Origin of the sequence: Bacillus sp. JJ675 (genome assembly GCF_036963165.1) — a bacterium.
Lineage (GTDB): Bacteria > Bacillota > Bacilli > Bacillales > Bacillaceae > Bacillus > Bacillus glycinifermentans.
Window position 1 is genome coordinate 21,906 of the sequence record NZ_JBALMR010000076.1, and the last position, 18,499, is coordinate 40,404.

Below are 18,499 nucleotides of genomic sequence, written 5' to 3' on the forward strand. Positions count from 1 at the left end.
CATGTCCTCTTCTTCCTTCGAAAACCCGCTCATCATATTCGTTTTGACGGCCCCGGGGGAAACGGCGTTCACTCTGATGCCGCTCGGCGCCAGCTCTTTTGCGAGGGCTTTGACAAACGAATGCTGCGCCCCCTTTGTCATGCTGTAAAGCACTTCGCAGGAAGCCCCCGTTTCTCCCCATATCGAAGTGATCGCGACAATCGCGCCGGCTTTTCTTCTGATCATGGCCGGAAGCACGTTTCTTGTCAGCGTAAACGGACTTGTCACGTGAAGCTGGACCATCTCATGAACTTCTTCGTCTGTCATGTCTGTAACAAGGCCGCGGTAGCTCTGCCCGCTGTTTAATACGACGGCGTCCAGCGCCCGGCCGCCAATGCAAGCGGAAACAGCCGCCGCACCGCCGGGGTCGGACAGATCGCTTTGAATGATTTCGGTTTGAATGTGATATGTATTTGACAGCCGCTCGCTTAAAGAGACGGCTGCCTTTTCATTTGTATTGTAGTGAAGGAGCAGGTCAAAGCCGCTTTGCGCCAGCTTTTCGCATATGCTCTGGCCGATTCCGCCGCTTGCTCCTGTTACAAGAGCCAGTTTTGCCATATTTCCATCCTTCCTAAAAAAGAAAGGTTCAGCGTGATGCTACAACATGCTGCTCACGCTGAACTTTCCTGACGGTTATGATTTTGGAACAACTTTGCAGACAGTGATTCTGTCCTCTTCTATCTCTTCATCGACAACACGATGAACGTCTTCCAAGGTGATTGATTCCAAAACGGATACGATATCAAACAAACTCGTTTCTAAAAAAGCGTACCGTGTAAATTGGTTGGCGATATACTCCGGAGAGTTCATCGATTTTAGGAATGTACCGATTTTTTTCTTTCTCGCCAAATCGAGTTTTTCTGCCGTGATCGTCTCCTTCGCTTTATAGAGCACCTGTTTCAGTTCATCGGCTAGCTTGTCGGGCTCCGGCGTATCGCCGCCGACAGAGGCGAAGCCGAAGCCGTGTTCCTCGGTGTAGTCGTAGCTGAACGTCTCGTCAATGTAGCCTTTTTCATAAATTCTTTCATAATCGGCCGAGCTTTTGCCGAACAGACACTCGAGAATCAGGTTCATGGTCAGTTCATGCTTTAAGAGATCGTCGCCCGTATTGGTCGGATTGATGCTTTTTAATCCGACCAGGCATTTCGAACTTTGGACGTTCATTTTGATTTCCTGCTCTTTTCGATATACCGCCGCAGGCTCTTTCACTTCTTTGCGGACGATTTCAGGCTGATCCGTATACGGCTTGTTCTGCTGATTGTCCCTCACCTGGCGGATGACCGCTTCCGGATCGACCGGACCGACGATGAAAAGCAGCATATTGCTCGGGTGATAGAACGTCTCATAGCATTCATACAAAAGATCCTTCGTAATGTGTGAGATGCTTTCGATCGTACCGGCAATGTCAATCTTGACAGGGTGCTCTTTATACATGTTTTCGATCAGGCCGAAGAAAAGGCGCCAATCCGGATTATCGTCGTACATATTGATTTCCTGGCCGATAATGCCTTTTTCCTTTTCAACCGTTTTTTCCGTAAAATACGGATCCTGCACAAAATCGACGAGCGTTTCCAGATTTTCTTCTACGTTTGATGTGCTTGAAAAGAGATACGCCGTTCTGGTAAAGGAGGTAAAAGCATTCGCCGAGGCCCCCTGTTTGCTGAATTGCTGAAACACGTCGCCGTCGGCTTTTTCAAACAGCTTGTGCTCCAAAAAGTGGGCGATCCCGTCAGGCACGCGGACTAAATCCTCTTTGCCGAGCGGGACGAATTCGTTGTCAATCGAGCCGTATTTCGTCGTAAACACGGCGTATGTCTTATTAAAGCCTTCTTTCGGAAGGACATATACGTCAAGCCCGCCCGGCATTTTTTCGTAGTATAGCGTTTCCTTGAGCTGCTCAAATTCGATCGTTTTCGTCAAGATGCTCCCTCCGTCCCTTTCAGAAAGTACGTTGTATCCAGTTCGATTTTCTTTCCGACTTCGATGATGTCGTCTTTTGTGACACTGTCAATGCGGCCGAGCCATTCTTCCAAAGAAAATTCGGTTTGAGCGGCGGCCTGCTGGTAAATGAATTCGACTAATCCGTAAGGCGTGTCAAGGGTTTCAAGAATCTGGTTTTTAATGACCGCTTTCGTCTGGCCGATCGCTTCATCGGTAAAACTGCCTTTTTTCATTTCTTGAAATTGCTCTTTAATGATGTCGACGCACTTTTGATAATTGCCGACTTCGATCCCGGACATGACCATTAACAGGCCTTTAAAGCTTTCGATCCTGGAAGCCGCATAGTAGGCAAGGCTCGCTTTTTCCCTGACGTTGATAAACAGCTTTGAATGGGAAAATCCACCGAACAGACCGTTGAAAAGCTGCAAAGCCGGGTAATCTTCATCTGTAAAAAACGTATTGGTCCGAAAGCCAATGTTCAATTTTCCCTGTTTAACATCCGCATCTTCAATGATTTCTTTCGGTTCGGGAGCAAGGTCGCGCCGAATACCGGCTCTAGGCCTCGCCTCTCTTTCGTCAACATCGAAATAAGAAGAAACGTACTGCTCCACCTGTTTTTCGTCAACGTCCCCCACGATGTATAGATCAAGCTGATCCTCTTTAATCGCTTTTGTATAAGCTTCATAAAGGCTCTCCGGTGTGATGCTTTCTACATCGTCGAGTTCTCCGTTTACATGCAGGGAATACGGCTCATCTTTGCACATTTCCTGAATGAGCCTTAAATTGGAATAGCGCATTTTATCATTGTAAACAGCTTGAATTCTTTGCTTTAACGTCCGTTTTTCCTGAGAGACATATAATGAGTCAAAAGCACCGTTTTCGAGCGCAGGCGAAAAAATAATCTCTGACAGAAGCTCCAGCCCTTTTTCCAAAAGCGGCGTCTGATCCTTTAAATACTTTTCGTTTGCGATATCCAGGCGGAATGTAACCACATGCTGTTCGCCCTTTTTGGAAAGGTCTGCGGTCACTGAAGTGCCGTAGAGCTCATCAAGGTACGTTCTGAGATCTGCCGTTTTCGGGTGTGTGCTCGTTCCCCGCAAAAGCACGTGCGGGAAAAGGGCCCGTTTTGTTACCTCTTCTTTTGTTAAAGGGGCGAGCATTTTAAAGATGATGGAAACGGTTTTAAATTTTTCCGTTTTCACAATATGGCTTGTTAACCCCTTGTGTTTTCCCTTTATTTCGTTAAGGTATGTCATAAAGAACCTCCTTCGTCCTTGTTTATATTATGTATTATGACCATAAATGAGCATATGCTTTGGGCCGTTTGGTTGTAATTATATCAACTGAAGGATGATTAAGGAAATAAAAAAGAAAAGACGGTGCACGTCACACCGTCTTTGCCGCTTCATTTTCGTTTTCTTTCGGATCAATATAAAATAACACAAGGGTTAAAGCGGCCAAACTGCACAAAAGCGAGACGATGAAAATCAAGCGGGCGGCATTTGTCATCATATACGCAAAAACCGGCGGCCCGAGGGCAACTCCGATAAACCGCATGCTGTTGTAAAATGACGAAATCGTGCCGCGCTCTTCTTTATCGATCCCTTCCGTAATAAGCGCATCAAGCGAGGGCAGGGCCATCCCGATGCCGATGCCTCCGATTGACATAAACAAAAAAAGCGGATAAAAAGAGTGGTTCCACCACATCCCGCCAAAAGACAAAACAAGCAGGATCATCCCGACCATCACACAGATTTTCATTCTGATTTTGTTGTTTCCGATCAGCTTTCCGGCTAAATACGAACTGACCGACAGAAAAAGCAGCGGAATGCTGAGCAGCGCCCCTTTCACGATCCCGTCAATCTTGTATGCTTTCTCAAGGTTCTCCGAAAGGTAAAAGAGCACCCCAAACAGCAGAAACATGATAATCCCGCCAATGATAAAGATGGAAACGAGCCAGCGGCCTTCCCGTTTAAAAATGGTCTTTACGTTTTTGGCGAACTCTTTCAAAGATTTTGTCTCTGCGACTTTCTCCTTTGGCTTTGGAACTAAAAACAACACGAGAAAAAAGCTGATCAGGCTGACGACCGGGATAAACCAGAACGGCATAAACCAAACCCAGGATGCTAAAAAAGCCCCTAAGATCGGGCTCAACACTTTTCCGGCAGTATTTGCCGTTTCAATATCTCCAAGGCCAGCGCTTACTTCTTCATCATCTTGAAACAAATCTCCGATAAACGGCATTACGATCGGAGCGGCGCCGGCTGAACCGATGCCTTGAAGCACACGCCCCGCCAAGATCAGCGCGTACGGCTCATTGAACCAGGAGGAGGCTGCACCGGCTACGGCGCCTCCCGCACCAGCGATGATAAGACACGGCAGCATGACCTTTTTTCTCCCAAACCGGTCGGATAAATAGCCCGTGATCGGGATGCACAGGATCGCCACGATCGAATAAACCGTAATGATCAAGGAGACCTGAAAAGATGTGATGCCTAATTTTTTTTCAATCACAGGCAAAACAGGTATCAGCATCGAGTTGCCAAGCGTCATGACAAGCGGGACGGAAGACAGCGCGATGATGCTTTTAACGCCTTTTTTTCTGCTCAACTTTTTCACCCAATTCATTAGTATTTCCATCTGTTATTGTTGCTAGAAAAGGGTGAATTTATGTAAGGCAAAAAAACAGCCGCTCGGTTCCTGAGCGCCCGCCTTTATCAAAATCGTTTTCTTACGACATGGAATCTGAATTTGTCAGCCCGGAAATAGTTTAAAGAATACAATACAGGCTTATCATGCTGGTCATAGTGAATCTGTTTCAAGAGAAGCAAAGCCGTCTCCGGATCGCACTCAAGAATTTGGGATATCGTATCGTGGAAGCCGATCGGCACAATATCGGCGACCGCATAGCTGATCACCGCTCCAGACTTGTTCTCAAGCCATTCGAACATCGATTCCTGCTCATGCGAAAAACCATCCGGCAGAATCGACATCGGGATTTTATCCAGACAGTAGACGACGGGTACACCGTTCGCCGTTCTTACCCGCTCAAGCAAGAATATCCCGCTTTCGTCCGCATTTTGAAAACGAAGCAGATCATCTTCAGTCGGGTCGGTCACCTGTGAAGACATAAAGATGGTTCCCGGGGTCATGCTCGCCTGTTCAATCATTTTCGTCACGCTGTTCAGCTGTTCGATGCCTGATAAAAATAAAGGTTTCGGGTTGACGAATGTACCGACGCCGTGCCGTCTGATGATGACGTTTTCATCCTCCAGCACTTTGAGCGCTTCCCGCAAAGCCGTTCTTGTGACGCCCAGCATCTTTGACAGCTCGAATTCAGAGGGGAGCTGTTCATTTTCGCAGTAAATACCTTTTTGAATATCTTCTTTTATCCGATCAATCACCTTTAAACATAACCGTTGATTGTCAGCTTGTATAGACATGTTTTCCCTCCGTCTGACAGATCAAATTAAAATTATCTTTAATTGAGGATAACTATATCATGTTTTGTCAAATAAATAAATAGACGTTTTACACTTGTTTAATTTACATAATAATTTTATGTCCAACAGAACTCTCTTCTATCAGGAAGAGAGTTCTTCATATTGCTCTTTTGACAGTAAGACTTCACGGGGCTTTGATCCCTCATAAGGACCGACAACTCCCCGTTCTTCCATGGCATCGATGAGCCGGGCCGCCCTCGTGTAGCCGATGCGGAACCGCCTTTGCAGCATCGAAACGGATGCCGTCTGCATGCCGACAACGAGCGCTACAGCCTCATCATAGAGATCATCCGTCACTTCGCTGAGCGTTTCAGACGTTTCTTCCGGGATCATTTCCTCCTGGTATTGGGCTTTTTGCTGTGTGATGACATGATCGACGACTTTTTCGACTTCTTCATCTGATAAGAAAGCCCCCTGAACGCGGAGCGGCTTGTTGGCTCCGACAGGCAGAAACAGCATGTCCCCTCTTCCGAGAAGCTTTTCAGCGCCCCCCATATCAAGAATCGTTCTGGAATCGGTCTGTGAAGACACGCTGAAGGCGATCCTTGACGGAATATTCGCTTTAATGACCCCTGTGATGACATCGACGGAAGGACGCTGCGTCGCGATGATCAAGTGGATTCCAGCCGCGCGGGCCATTTGCGACAGCCTTGTAATCGAGTCTTCGACATCAGAGGAAGCGACCATCATCAAGTCTGCAAGCTCGTCCACAATGACGATGATATACGGAAGTTCCGGCTGCTTTGCTTCTTCGGATGCATTCATCTTTTTGATGTGGTCGTTGTATCCTTCAATATTCCGCGTCCCCGTGTGAGAAAACAGTTCATAGCGGCGCTCCATCTCATTTACAACTTTTTTTAAAGCCTGTGACGCTTTTTTCGGATCTGTCACGACAGGCGCAAGCAGGTGCGGAATGCCGTTGTACACATTAAGCTCGACCATTTTCGGATCGATCATCATCATTTTGACCTCATGCGGCTTCGCTCTCATTAATATGCTTGTAATGATGCCGTTGACACAGACGCTTTTTCCGCTTCCCGTTGCACCTGCGACAAGGAGATGGGGCATTTTGTTTAATTCGGCCAAAACCGCCTCTCCGGAAATATTCCGGCCGAGGCCGATCATCAGCTTTGCGTCAGGGCGGTCATTCAGCTTCGATTCGAGCACCTCTTTTAAGGAAACCATCGCGACTTCCGCATTCGGCACTTCGATTCCAATCGCCGATTTGCCCGGTATCGGCGCTTCGATGCGGATATCCTTGGCGGCAAGTGCAAGCGCCAAGTCATCGCTTAAATTGACGATCTTGCTTACCTTGACGCCGACATCAGGGTAGACTTCGTATTTCGTCACGGCCGGGCCGAGATGAACCTGGGTTACTTTCGCCTTAACTCCGAAGCTTTGGAACGTCTTTTCGAGCTTTCGTGCATTGTCATAAATATTTTTTTTGTCAGCCTGCTGTCCTGTATGCTTCGGATCATCCAGCAAACTGATCGGCGGCAGCTGATAGTCTTTGTTTTCAAGCTCTGTAAAGGCGATCTCGGGAGCAGCCTCTGCATCCCCACCGCTTTCGGGTTCCGGCGGCGTTTTTGCTGCCGGTTCGGCCGCTTCATAAGCTTGAATTTCCGGCTTTTCGTCACGGTCCGAAAAGCTTGAAATAATCGGCTCCGTATGAATTACCGCATCTTGCTCCGCCGCATCCTGAACAGGCTCTGCCGCGGGTTTTGGTTTCCGCTCGGTTTTTTGTTTTTTTCCGGATTTCTTTTTGGACGATTGCTGTTTCAGATCCTTCATATCATCGAGAAATGCGAGCCACTGATTCTTCACGAACCCGGCAACAGGAGCCGTCCATTTGATCAGCGTCTCCTGAAGGGAGCGGTCGGTGATCAAAAGGAGCCCGATCAGGATCAGAAAAATAGCGATAATTTTCGAGCCTGCTGATGCGAACAGAAAATAAGATGCCGCAAACAAGAGCGCCCCGATCATCCCGCCTCCCAGATCAGGCGTTCCGGTTTCGCCTTTTACGTCCATTAAAAACAGCTCCCACGTATTTTGGATCACGCTCGGAGATTCGATCATCCCCCTGTCTGTCAAATGCTGAAACAGCTGGACGTGTGATAAAAGCAATATGCTTGCGACGATGCAATAAAGCCCCGCTTTTCTTCTCGTCAAAAAACTCGGCGTTTTTTTCTTCCAAAACAGCGATACGCCTGTTAGGAAGAGAGAAAGAACGAACAGAATGAACCACTCGCCTGCGAAAAAACGGAACATGTAAATGAACGTTTGGCCTGCAACGCCAAGCTGCAACACCGTAATAATCGAAATGGCGATACAGATTAAACCGTACAGTTCATATTTTAGATTAATTCTTTTAACCTGTTTTTGCTTCTTTTTTGATTTTCTTTTTCTTTTTGCCATGTTCCATCACCTTACTGCATGTAAAAAATGTAAAAACAAAGAGAAAGCAGCCCGGTTTTGGCTGCGATTTTTCCTCTGGATTCCCCTATTATAGCATATTTATCCTGACGACACTTCAGCTATTTATAAAATGTCAGTTTGAGCGTTTGGCCCGGAGCCGTCTCCTGCTTTAAAAAATCCATCGGATTTGTGCTTAAGACCTGAACCACTTTCGCTTCTTCCCCGTTCATTTCGACGAGGAGCGGCACGCCGTTGACGTCGATCTGCCTCAGGTTTGTCTGTTCCGCCTGGCCGGCGAACACGATTTCCTGCGGCATTGTTGTATAAAGAATCATTGAATCATCCTTTCCTTCCCGCCGCGTTCTTGTTCGATCAATTCATTGAGCTTTTGAATCGCCTGACCGACTCCGCCTGTTTCATCGATCAGCCCGTACTTGACCGCATCTTTCCCGACGACATTCGTTCCGATATCCCTTGTCAGGTTGCCTTTTGAAAACATCAGCTCTTTAAATTTCTCTTCCGAAATGTTTGAATGGCTGGTCACAAAGTTAATGACTCTCTCCTGCATTTTATCAAGGTATTCAAACGTTTGCGGTACACCGATCACAAGCCCCGTCAATCTGACCGGATGGATCGTCATCGTAGCCGTTTCGGCGATATAGCTGTGATCGCAGGAAACAGCGATCGGAACACCGATTGAATGCCCGCCTCCTAGCACGATCGATACGGTCGGTTTTGAAAGAGAAGCAAGCATCTCGGCAATCGCCAGACCTGCCTCCACGTCTCCGCCTACGGTATTTAAAATGATCAACAGCCCTTCGATTTTAGGATTTTGCTCGATAGCGACAATCTGTGGAATGACATGTTCATATTTTGTCGTTTTGTTTTGGGGCGGAAGCTGTACATGCCCTTCAATCTGTCCGATGATGGTCAGGCAGTGAATGTTTGAATCCTGTCCCATTTGAGGAAGCGTCGTTTCGCCAAGCTGCTGAATTTTGTTGACGAGATTGTCCTTAGCGTCCTGCTTTGCCGGCTGCTCCCCTTGTCCTTCCCCGTTTTGCATCCGGTTTGAGTCCATCTGGCCCACCTCTTTCTCGAGTTTCTTTTTGTATTATGGACAATGGCGGTTTTTTCATTCAGTGCAGACGGGACAAAAAAACCAAGAGGGAATCCTCTTGGTTTTATACTTCCATGATGATTGGGATGATCATTGGTTTTCGTTTTGTTTTTTCATATAAGAATTGATTTAATGCGTCACGCATGGTCTGTTTTAAAGCGGACCATTCGACGACGGCGTTTTCGGTGCTTTCTTTTACGATTTCTCTGACAAGCTCTGTCGCCTCTACGATCAGTTGTTCAGATTCCCTGACATAGACAAAACCTCTCGTGATAATTTCGGGTCCTGATACAAGATGTTTTTTCTTTTTATCGAGGGTGATGACAACGATTAAGATTCCATCCTGGGACAGAAGGCGACGGTCCCTGAGCACGATGTTGCCGATGTCTCCGACGCCGAGGCCGTCAATCAGAATATTTCCTGACTGGACTTTATCGCCGATTTTTACGTTTTGCCCGCGGAACTCAACGACGTCTCCTTTTTCAACCAAAAAGATGTCGCTTCGCTTCATCCCGATTTCTTCGGCAAGCTTTGAGTGCGCTTTTTGCATTCTGTATTCGCCGTTTACGGGAATTAAATACTTCGGCTTCAGCAGGTTCAGCATGAGCTTCAGCTCTTCCTGGCAGCCGTGTCCTGACACATGTACGCGCTTCTGTGCAAATACGACGTTGGCGCCCGCCCTTGTTAAAAGATCGACGGCTTTGGAATAAATCAGCTCCTGGCCGGGTATAGGAGAAGAAGCGATCAATACGGTATCACCTTCTTCAATGTCAAGCTGCTTATGACCCTGTTTTGCGATTCTTGTCAAGGCCGCCAGCGGTTCACCGTGATTGTCTCCCGTTAAAATGGCCACTTCCCTTTTCGGATACTTTTTGACGTCTTGGACAGGTATGAACATGTCCTCATCAGCGGTCACATAACCGAGCTTGATCGCCAGCTGCAGAATAGCGGAAATATTTTTCCCTGATACCGCCAGTTTTCTGCCGTTTTGCAGAGCAGCGTCAATCACCTGCTGAATCCGGTTGAAGTTTGAAGCGAACGCGGCCACGATCACACGGTTTTCGGCATTATACATCACATCAGAAATTTCGCCTCCGACGACTGCTTCAGAAGGAGTATAACCCGGTTTTTCGGCGTTGGCGCTGTCCGACAGCAGGCACAGCACGCCTGAATTGCCGATCTTGGCGATTTCGCCGATGTCGCTGGTCTGGTTTAAAACAGGCGTCTGGTCGAATTTAAAATCGCCCGTGCACACGATGGATCCGAGGGACGTTTTAAAGCTGATGCCTACCGAATCCGGAATGCTGTGGTTTGTCCTGAAAAAAGATACTTTCGTTGATTCAAATGTAATAACGGATTTGGAGTGGATTTCTCTTAAATCGGCTTTTTTATTTGAGCCGTATTGTTTTAGCGTTTCTTTTAAAAGGGCAAGTGTCAGTTTTGTTCCGTAAACAGGCACGGATAGCTTGTTCAGGCAGTAAAACACGCCTCCGATGTTTTCTTCGTGTCCGTGTGTGAGGAAAATCGCCTTTACTCTGTCAGATCGTTCAATTAAGTAGGAAATGTCCGGTATAACCACATCGATCCCGAGCATTTCATTTTCTGGATGCATGAGTCCGGCGTCAACCACGAATATGTCAGAGTCGATTTCAATGACATAAAGGTTTTTTCCGATCTCCCCGACGCCACCTAAGGCGATGATTCTAATATTTTCTGTATTTTTTTTCAAATTGTAATCCTCCTAATCTAAGTACCCGTCCATCATCACTTGTCCCTATTATACCTGAATCTAAATTTAGAAAACAAGAACCATTATGTATAGAACAAACGGCCAAACCCAAAAAAGAGAATGACCGTTTTCGTCCGTATATGTTGTTACAGGCTGTTCATCAGGCTGCTTAAACGGAGACGCTCATCTTCATTCAGCGGAACTAAAGGAAGCCGGACAGAGCCGACGTCAAGACCTTTCAGCTGAAGAGCGGTCTTTAAAGGCGACGGATTTGGAGCAGCGAAAAGCCCCTTCATCAGCGGCAGAAGCTTCTGATGGATCAAGGCCGCTTCTTTCGTCTCCCCATTGATGTAATGTTTGATCATCTGCTGCATTTCCGGTCCGATGATGTGTGAAGCAACGGAAACGATTCCCCTTCCTCCCACTGACAGAACCGGAAGCGTCAGGCTGTCATCACCTGAGTACACAGCAAAATCATCAGGCGTTTCAGCGATGATTTTTGTGATCGCCTCGAGATCACCGCTCGCTTCCTTGATCGCGACGATATTCGGAATTTCCGCCAGGCGGATCGCCGTTTCCGGAGCCAGCGATGCAACCGTGCGTCCCGGCACATTATACAGCATGACCGGCAGCGATGTTTCTTCGGCAACCGCTCTGAAATGGTGGTACATTCCTTCCTGGGAAGGTTTGTTGTAGTACGGCGTCACAAGCATGATCGCGTCTGCCCCTGCTTCTTCCGCTTTTTTCGTCAGCTTGATCGATGCCTTCGTATTGTTGCTGCCCGTACCCGCGATCACAGGCACGCGGCCTGCCGCTTCCTTGACGGTATATTGAATGAGTGCAACTTTTTCCTCTTCTGACAAGGTCGGCGATTCACCGGTAGTTCCGGCGACGACAAGTGAATCCGTTCCGTTTTTCAATAAATAATCGATCAGCTTTGACAATTTTTGAAAATCGACATTTTCGTTTTTGTCAAAGGGCGTAACCATTGCGGTTGCAATATTTCCGAAATTCATTTTTTTCACCTCATCATGATTCAATCACATTTATTTTGATAGTTCAAACACTTCGTGCAGAGCGTTCACGGCAGTCGCCATGTTTTTCTCGTGGACGAGCACCCAAATCGTCGTATGGCTGTCTGCCGACTGAAGGATTGGAATGCCCTTTTCCGATAAAGCGGTAACGATTTTTGAGGTGACGCCAGGCACGCCCATGATGCCTGCCCCTACGGCCGAAACCTTTGCACAATTTCTTGTAACGGCAGGCTCATAGCCTAATTCCTTCAGTATGCTTTCTGCCCGGTCTGTCATGTTTCCGGCGACCGTATATACAATTTCGCTCGGCGTAATATTAAAGAAATCCACGCTGATGTCTGCGTTCGCCATCGCTTTAAACACTTCTGTCTGCACGATGTATTGTCCCTCTTTTGCCGGGACTTTAAACTGCGTTACATCTTTGACATGGGCGATGCCTGTGATGAGCCGTTCAAATACGTCGCTTCCGGCCTTTGACGTATGGTGGCTTGTCACAAGCGTTCCTTTTTCTTTTGAATAGGTCGAGCGCACGCGAATCGGCACTTTCGCCTGCATCGCGATTTCCACAGCCCTCGGGTGGATAACCTTTGCACCCTGGTAAGCCAAATTGCAGATTTCCGTATAGGTAATCACAGGAAGCGGCTTTGCCTTTTCTACGATTCTCGGATCGGCGGTCATAACGCCTTCGACATCTGTGAAAATATCAATAAATTCGGCGTCCAGCGCCGCTCCGAGCGCCGCGGCCGATGTATCGCTGCCGCCGCGGCCGATCGTCGTGATATCACCTTTGGCAGTAGCTCCCTGAAAGCCTGCGACGACGACAGCGTCATGATCAGCCAGCATGCTGATAAGGCGTTCCGGCTTCATTTCGAGGATTCTCGCGTTCGTGTGCTGATTATCGGTTAAAAAACCGGCTTGAGCACCGGTCAATGCAGCGGCTTTAATGCCGTTTTCCAGCAGCATGCTTGTAAACACGACGGAAGAAATCGTTTCACCGCATGAGAGCAGTAAGTCCTGCTCCCGTTCCGTAATCGTTTCCTGTCCCCCGTAAAGGAGATCAAGGAGCGAATCGGTCGCATACGGATCGCCTTTACGGCCCATTGCCGATACGACAACAACAACCTTATATCCTTCATTGACCGCATCTTGTATATGGTGCAAGGCAAGCTTTCTGCCGCGGTCATCCCTAACAGAGGTTCCACCAAATTTTTGAACGATGATTTTCAATGTATTTCACTCCAAGTTTATTTCGGACGCAACAGAAGAGAGGGGCCGAATGGGCCTCACTCTCTTCTCGCATCTCCAGTAAGAAATCTTAGTATATTTTAAACTAAATCCAAAGCTTTTAGGCTTTCTGCGATTTGTACGGAGTTCCAGGCCGCACCTTTCAGCAGGTTGTCGGACACAATCCACAGGTGAAATCCGTTCGGACGGTCAAGGTCTTTGCGGACGCGTCCAACGAACACGTCTCTTTTCCCTACTGCATCAGCCGGCATCGGGTATACCTGATTTGCAGGATCGTCCTGAAGAATGACGCCCGGAGCTTCTTTTAACAGATTTTTGATATCCTCTGCTGTGACATCATCGCGGTCTGTCTCGATGTAGACGGACTCTGAATGCCCAGTTGCAATCGGCAGTCTGACGCAAGTGGCCGCAACTTCCAGATCAGGCATATGCATGATTTTTCTCGTTTCATTGATCATTTTCATTTCCTCAAACGTAAAGCCGTTTTCCTGGAACTTATCGATTTGAGGAATCGCGTTGAATGCGATTTGGTAGTGCTTTTCATCGCTTTTTACAGGCATGATCTGCGGTTCGTACGAATCGCCTTTTAAGATGGCTTCCGTTTGGCCGTACAGCTCTTTTACAGCTTCATTGCCGGCACCTGAAACAGCCTGGTAGGTTGACACGATGACTTTATTTAAACCGAAAGCCTTGCGGATAGGCTCAAGCGCTACAACCATTTGGATCGTTGAACAGTTCGGGTTTGCGATGATTCCGTTATGCTGATGCAAATCTTCTTCATTGACCTCGGGCACGACGAGAGGAGTGTTTTCATCCATCCGAAACGCACTCGTATTGTCAATGACGATCGCACCGCGTTTGACAGCCTCGTGAGCGAGCGCCCTTGAAACGCTTCCCCCTGCGCTGAACAATGCGATGTTTACCCCTTCAAAGCTTTCCGGAACCGCTTCCTGTACAGTGTGCTCTTCGCCTTTGAATGTAAGTTTCATACCTGCTGAACGTTTTGAGGATAATAAAGTCAGTTTATCCAGTTCAAAGTTTCTGTCTTCTAACGTTTTTAACATTTGCTGTCCTACAGCTCCTGTCGCACCAACTACTGCTACATGTAATCCTCTGCCCAATTGTAAAACTCCTTCCACCCTATCGTTAATGACGATTGGTTGACTATGCAATTTTACATTATATTTTAACATAGAAGTAAGCCTGATGATTGATATTTTTTGTTACATCTTCATTTTCTCAAAAATTATTGGTAATTGCTGATCAGAACCGGCTGCATCTGTTTGTATGCAAGCGCTTCTTCTATTGTCGGCAACAAAAGATCCATTTTTGCGACGAGCGAGTTCGGTTTTTTAAACGGATCATCCTGCCCGAACGGGATGAAGAAAATGTTTTTCGTCGTCATCAGCCTCATCAGATTCACTCCGTTTAAACCGAGCGCATCGTTCGTCGATATGCCGAGGACGACGGGGCGGGAATTGCGGACCGTCGCCTTGGCCGCCATTAATACCGGAGAGTCAGTTTTATATCTCACCCCCAAAGATCACCTTTAAAAAAGAACTGCTAATTGAAGATTGATTTCAATAGCAGTTTAACATATTCGTTATAAAACTCGGCATCGTTTTCATTTAAATCTTTTTGCTTAATATAAGAAATAATGAAATTTTTCTTTTTTATTTCATGTACAACTTCTCTCCCTTTGCTGTCAGTATACAAGGTTGTCATATCATTTAGATACATGGCTTTTCAGAACCTCCACCGGATGACTTATCATCACAACAGTATGAAGGTGAAAAATTGTCCCATGACATATGTTTATAAATAAGATCATCACAGAGCTTGTTCAGATAATATGTATAGTTGACTTTTTTCTTCATCCATCTGACTTCAGTTCCGATTTCTTCACAGATCTTGATCGGTAAACTTGATTTGTTAACTTTATTCTTATATGTATGTTCTAACTGATTTTCAGCTATATGTTTATATGTAAGGAAATCATCAATATGTACGAAATACACTTTATTTTTCGGCTCTCTAAATTGAAACAGAAAACCAGGTATTACATAATCAAATTTAGATGCCTCCTTAAGATATTTGATTTGCTGAGGTTTTATAATTTTCTCGCTGAACGAGAAAGACTTATTCTTAGTCGATTTCATCTCAACAGGGAACAAGTATCCTTTGTAATGAATAAAGCAATCATACTTATTTTTGGATACTGCAGCCCCTCTCTTCAAAGACATGGGATTGACATCTTTAATTCTGTAAAAGAATATACCTTGATCTTTTGCTGATTTTTCAACATTTGATTCGAATACTTTACCTTGATTGGTTGCTGCCAATTAACCACTCTCCTATTATATTTTTAATTTGTTTAAGTTGGTTTTCTCATTAAGACCTCATTCCTTTTTCATCATCACCCGACACTGATACATAAGCTCCTCATTATCGTTTGAAAGATTAATAAGGTTTCGGTGAGCTCTTGAGTAATCATCTTCCTTTAAAGCTTCTTTTGCTGTATCTAGTTTTCTCTGAATCTTGTTTATTAGTGATTCAAATTGATTGGTCTGTTTCAACTGTTCCCCTCTTCAGTTCATTTCTTACCTTCATTAGAATTTTCCCCAGTTTGTTTTCACCGACGCCATCACAAACTCCCCAAATCTTGTCTCCCCAAGTATTACCTTCGATTAAAATTGATTCTCCGGTTTGTAAAAGCTTATTTTTGAGGTGAGCATTCTGTTCAAATTTAGCTTTCACGATTTCATACATGAACGTTTCCTTCACTTCCTCCCATTCTGGTCTCAGCTTAACTCTTCGTCCTTTCCTTTTGGCCAAATTAGGGGGAAGCTCTGAAAACTCCAAGTGAATTGATTTGTCTGTTATTTTCATTGCTTGAAAAGCAGCTTCATTATTTTGATATGTGATTCCTTGATACATTACTGGAGCTGAATAAAAATTGCTTAAGAAATAATGCTTACCTTTAAATTCATCAATTACATCCAATTCATATATCATTCCTTTTAATTAGTTTATTTAGAATTCTTCAGTTGTATAACTGTGTCACACATTATAGCTAAATATGTAAGACCGACTAAAGGCAAAAAAATAGCTGCCCAGCTTGCTTTATCATGCCCCCATCCATTTTTGCTTGCCCATCTAACTAAGCAAAACTTAAGTAAAGTGCTTAATAGGTAATAAATTATCGCAATATGTATCATTGAAACAGTCCTCCCCAAATCACTCCTGCTGCAATAGCAATTATAAAAACAGAAATAAATTATTCTTTACCACACACTAATGTCTGTAATGTCTTTTTGGGTTTTACATTTTGAGCAAATCACCTCCACTCTTGTACCAATACTTGCACCTGTTAAAAGAAAAGATGTGTTACCTTTACATTTTTTCCAATGTTCTTCCCTAAAAGCATCCGCTTCCTCTCTTTCTTTTTCAGATAATGTATGAAGGCTGTTAATTCTAAGATTCTCGTTTTCTTTTAATAATTTAGAGATTTCTTCATCTTTGTTGAAGTTCCTCAGCTTTTCTGCAAAAGAATCTCTTTCACCCATCAGATTGTCGATGAAAGTACTTAACTCATCCATCAACTTATTCTTCTCCTTATTTTCTATCCATTTGAGAATCATTCCACCACTCCTGTTTCAAATCTCAAAGGTTTTGACCTCAAACTTTTTATAGGTATCTACTTCATTACCTGGTATCTCGTTTACACTCGGATACTTATCGTAGTCGTATGGATACCCAATACAGTTCATGTGAAAGCTTGTCCCCTCATGATTAAACTCAGTTTGCAAATGTTCATGCCCACAAATCCAATGTTTAGCATTAATGAATGGTACATCGACCATATAGCAGCTATTAGGTTCAAATGGAGAAAAAGGATTATGAACAGGCGGGACATGAGAAACAAACACATCGATGTGAGTTTTTTCGAGCGTTTCATACCAATCCATCGAATCTTTCCACATTGCTCTTACTCCATCTTCCTTACTGTAACCATTAATGCTAATGTAGTTTGAGTCATTAGAGACCCCTTTGAAGAAATCCCATCCTTCAATCCCTTTTGGTAAATACCACATAACATCTCCTGCAAAGACTTTCCCTTTGAAAGTATCCATTGACTTGATTAACGGAGTCACATTCTTTATGTCACCAGCCTTTTTGACTAAATCATTCACCCTTCCCAATGAATCAGAGTATTTTCTTTTTTGGTTTTTGCTAAGTAAATAAAGATCATGATTCCCATGTGTGAAGTAAACCTTCTCGTATTGTTTCGCTACTTCATCTAAGACCCAAATGGCTTGTTGGTTCCATTCAGTAAAATCTCCAGCTATGATTAATACCTCTCCATTACGGTTTGAAATCAATCTCTTTACAAGCTCCCTTGTTCGCTTCTCCCATTTAAGTTGGTTATTATTCCAAGGAATCCAATGATTGATATGGAGATCTGATACATAGTCAATTTTCATTTTATCCTCCTTCCTTTGCTTATGCTGTTTAATTCTCTTTCGCTAAGTTTAACCTCATTTCATAGTAATCAGCTTCAGTGGTTTCATGTAAGTAATCTAAGTGCTGCTTTTCATGAGACTTAATCCAGAATTCTTCTTTATAATAATTGATTTCAATCCGCCCTCTAAAATTATGAAGAACTCTGATTACCATTGTTAGATTTTGACGAGTGATCACATTGTTCAAATCATGATCTTTAACAAATTTCAAGAATGCTTTATAAGGCTTTGACCTTTTCTTGAACTCATAATAAGTTTTGTCTCCTGAACATACAGGGTATTTTTTTAAATCACTCTCTTCGACTTCATTTTTGAATGTTCTCTCGATAAACAGAACAGGTTCCGAACTCCTACTATAACCAATCTTATTGTAGGCATCTTCTATTCCAAGAACTTGACTTATTTCATCGTTCATCTCCTTAAGAAAATTCCCCTTGATATAAAAAACGTATTCTAAATCGCTATGTAAGTCAGTATTTTTATCAACCTTATAATATTTAGTCATTAGATCCCTTCTTTCATAAAGAGTGAATAAAACAAATTCAAATAATAACTGTGCAATACCATTACATATTCAACAGGAGATGATTTGTATGGCACGTAATAACAACAATGAATTAGTTATACCGAATGCTCAGGCAGCTATTGAACAAATGAAAATTGAAATAGCTCAAGAGTTTGGTGTTCAATTAGGTGCTGAGACTACTTCAAGAGCAAATGGTTCAGTTGGTGGAGAAATCACTAAACGCCTTGTCCAAATGGCTCAACAGCAAATGGGTGGGCAGCTTCATTAATTCTCTGAGGGGTTGATTCCCCTCTGCATTCTTTTAATTGATTCAGGGTAGTAATACCAGTCATAAAAGCACATTGCCTTGATCTCTAAAGAAATCTTCAAGTCTATAAGCTGCAAATTAAATTGTCGGCCGCTTTGCATCCGTTTGCCAGGACGCAGT

18 protein-coding genes and 1 pseudogene are annotated in these 18,499 nt (G+C 44.6%); 1 reads left to right on the forward strand and 18 read right to left on the reverse strand.

Annotated elements, in window-relative coordinates:
- The 18 genes and pseudogenes from ymfI to V7126_RS18825 all read right to left on the reverse strand — a co-directional run.
- The coding region (gene ymfI, locus V7126_RS18740) for an elongation factor P 5-aminopentanone reductase (RefSeq protein WP_438823811.1) at positions 1-597 on the reverse strand (597 nt) is incomplete at its 3' end.
- A 75-nt stretch (positions 598-672) separates the two neighbouring features.
- Positions 673-1,959, reverse strand: a complete 1,287-nt coding sequence (gene yfmH, locus V7126_RS18745; RefSeq protein ID WP_046132854.1) for an EF-P 5-aminopentanol modification-associated protein YfmH — start codon at positions 1,957-1,959, stop codon at positions 673-675.
- Positions 1,956-3,236, reverse strand: coding sequence for an EF-P 5-aminopentanol modification-associated protein YfmF (gene yfmF, locus V7126_RS18750; RefSeq protein ID WP_046132853.1), 1,281 nt, complete (start codon positions 3,234-3,236; stop codon positions 1,956-1,958). Before yfmF ends, yfmH begins: the two co-directional genes overlap by 4 nt.
- 130 nt (positions 3,237-3,366) lie before the next feature.
- Positions 3,367-4,608 (reverse strand): MFS transporter, encoded by a 1,242-nt coding sequence (locus V7126_RS18755; protein ID WP_046132852.1) that lies wholly within the window; start codon positions 4,606-4,608, stop codon positions 3,367-3,369.
- 89 nt (positions 4,609-4,697) lie between these two features.
- The gene (locus tag V7126_RS18760) at positions 4,698-5,423 is read right to left on the reverse strand and encodes a GntR family transcriptional regulator (RefSeq protein ID WP_046132851.1); all 726 of its coding nucleotides are present in this window, start codon (positions 5,421-5,423) and stop codon (positions 4,698-4,700) included.
- 141 nt (positions 5,424-5,564) lie between these two features.
- Complete coding sequence (locus V7126_RS18765) at positions 5,565-7,898, reverse strand: DNA translocase FtsK (RefSeq protein ID WP_175076230.1); 2,334 nt, start codon at positions 7,896-7,898, stop codon at positions 5,565-5,567.
- 119 nt (positions 7,899-8,017) lie between these two features.
- Entirely contained in the window at positions 8,018-8,233 is a 216-nt protein-coding gene (locus V7126_RS18770) for a YlzJ-like family protein (protein ID WP_046132849.1), read from the reverse strand.
- Positions 8,230-8,976, reverse strand: a complete 747-nt coding sequence (locus V7126_RS18775; RefSeq protein ID WP_046132848.1) for a ClpP family protease — start codon at positions 8,974-8,976, stop codon at positions 8,230-8,232. The genes V7126_RS18770 and V7126_RS18775 overlap by 4 nt, the downstream gene beginning before the upstream one ends.
- Positions 8,977-9,079: 103 nt before the next feature.
- Positions 9,080-10,744 carry a ribonuclease J2 gene (rnjB, locus tag V7126_RS18780; RefSeq protein ID WP_046132847.1) on the reverse strand — a complete coding sequence of 555 codons (1,665 nt, stop codon included), beginning with the start codon at positions 10,742-10,744 and terminating at the stop codon, positions 9,080-9,082.
- Between the two features lie 146 nt (positions 10,745-10,890).
- Entirely contained in the window at positions 10,891-11,760 is an 870-nt protein-coding gene (gene dapA / locus V7126_RS18785; protein WP_046132846.1) for a 4-hydroxy-tetrahydrodipicolinate synthase, read from the reverse strand.
- Between the two features lie 30 nt (positions 11,761-11,790).
- Positions 11,791-13,005, reverse strand: coding sequence for an aspartate kinase (gene dapG / locus V7126_RS18790; protein ID WP_046132845.1), 1,215 nt, complete (start codon positions 13,003-13,005; stop codon positions 11,791-11,793).
- Positions 13,006-13,103: 98 nt separating this feature from the next.
- Positions 13,104-14,144 carry an aspartate-semialdehyde dehydrogenase gene (asd, locus tag V7126_RS18795; protein WP_335498334.1) on the reverse strand — a complete coding sequence of 347 codons (1,041 nt, stop codon included), beginning with the start codon at positions 14,142-14,144 and terminating at the stop codon, positions 13,104-13,106.
- Between the two features lie 125 nt (positions 14,145-14,269).
- Positions 14,270-14,545 (reverse strand): annotated as a pseudogene (locus V7126_RS18800) (flavoprotein); the annotation flags it as partial.
- A gap of 208 nt (positions 14,546-14,753) precedes the next feature.
- Positions 14,754-15,365: a Holliday junction resolvase RecU gene (locus V7126_RS18805; protein ID WP_046132843.1), complete on the reverse strand. Its 612-nt coding sequence runs from the start codon at positions 15,363-15,365 to the stop codon at positions 14,754-14,756.
- A 211-nt stretch (positions 15,366-15,576) separates the two neighbouring features.
- On the reverse strand, positions 15,577-16,026 hold the full coding sequence (locus V7126_RS18810) for an NADAR family protein (RefSeq protein ID WP_065894743.1): 450 nt from the start codon (positions 16,024-16,026) through the stop codon (positions 15,577-15,579).
- Positions 16,027-16,307: 281 nt separating this feature from the next.
- Positions 16,308-16,664, reverse strand: coding sequence for a hypothetical protein (locus tag V7126_RS18815; RefSeq protein ID WP_046132839.1), 357 nt, complete (start codon positions 16,662-16,664; stop codon positions 16,308-16,310).
- Between the two features lie 15 nt (positions 16,665-16,679).
- Positions 16,680-17,507 carry a metallophosphoesterase family protein gene (locus V7126_RS18820; protein WP_046132838.1) on the reverse strand — a complete coding sequence of 276 codons (828 nt, stop codon included), beginning with the start codon at positions 17,505-17,507 and terminating at the stop codon, positions 16,680-16,682.
- 28 nt (positions 17,508-17,535) lie between these two features.
- Complete coding sequence (locus V7126_RS18825) at positions 17,536-18,051, reverse strand: hypothetical protein (protein WP_065894518.1); 516 nt, start codon at positions 18,049-18,051, stop codon at positions 17,536-17,538.
- Positions 18,052-18,139: 88 nt separating this feature from the next.
- On the opposite strand from V7126_RS18825, the gene V7126_RS18830 reads away from it, so the two are divergent.
- Entirely contained in the window at positions 18,140-18,340 is a 201-nt protein-coding gene (locus V7126_RS18830; protein WP_046132836.1) for an alpha/beta-type small acid-soluble spore protein, read from the forward strand.
- The last annotated feature ends 159 nt before the right edge of the window (positions 18,341-18,499 follow it).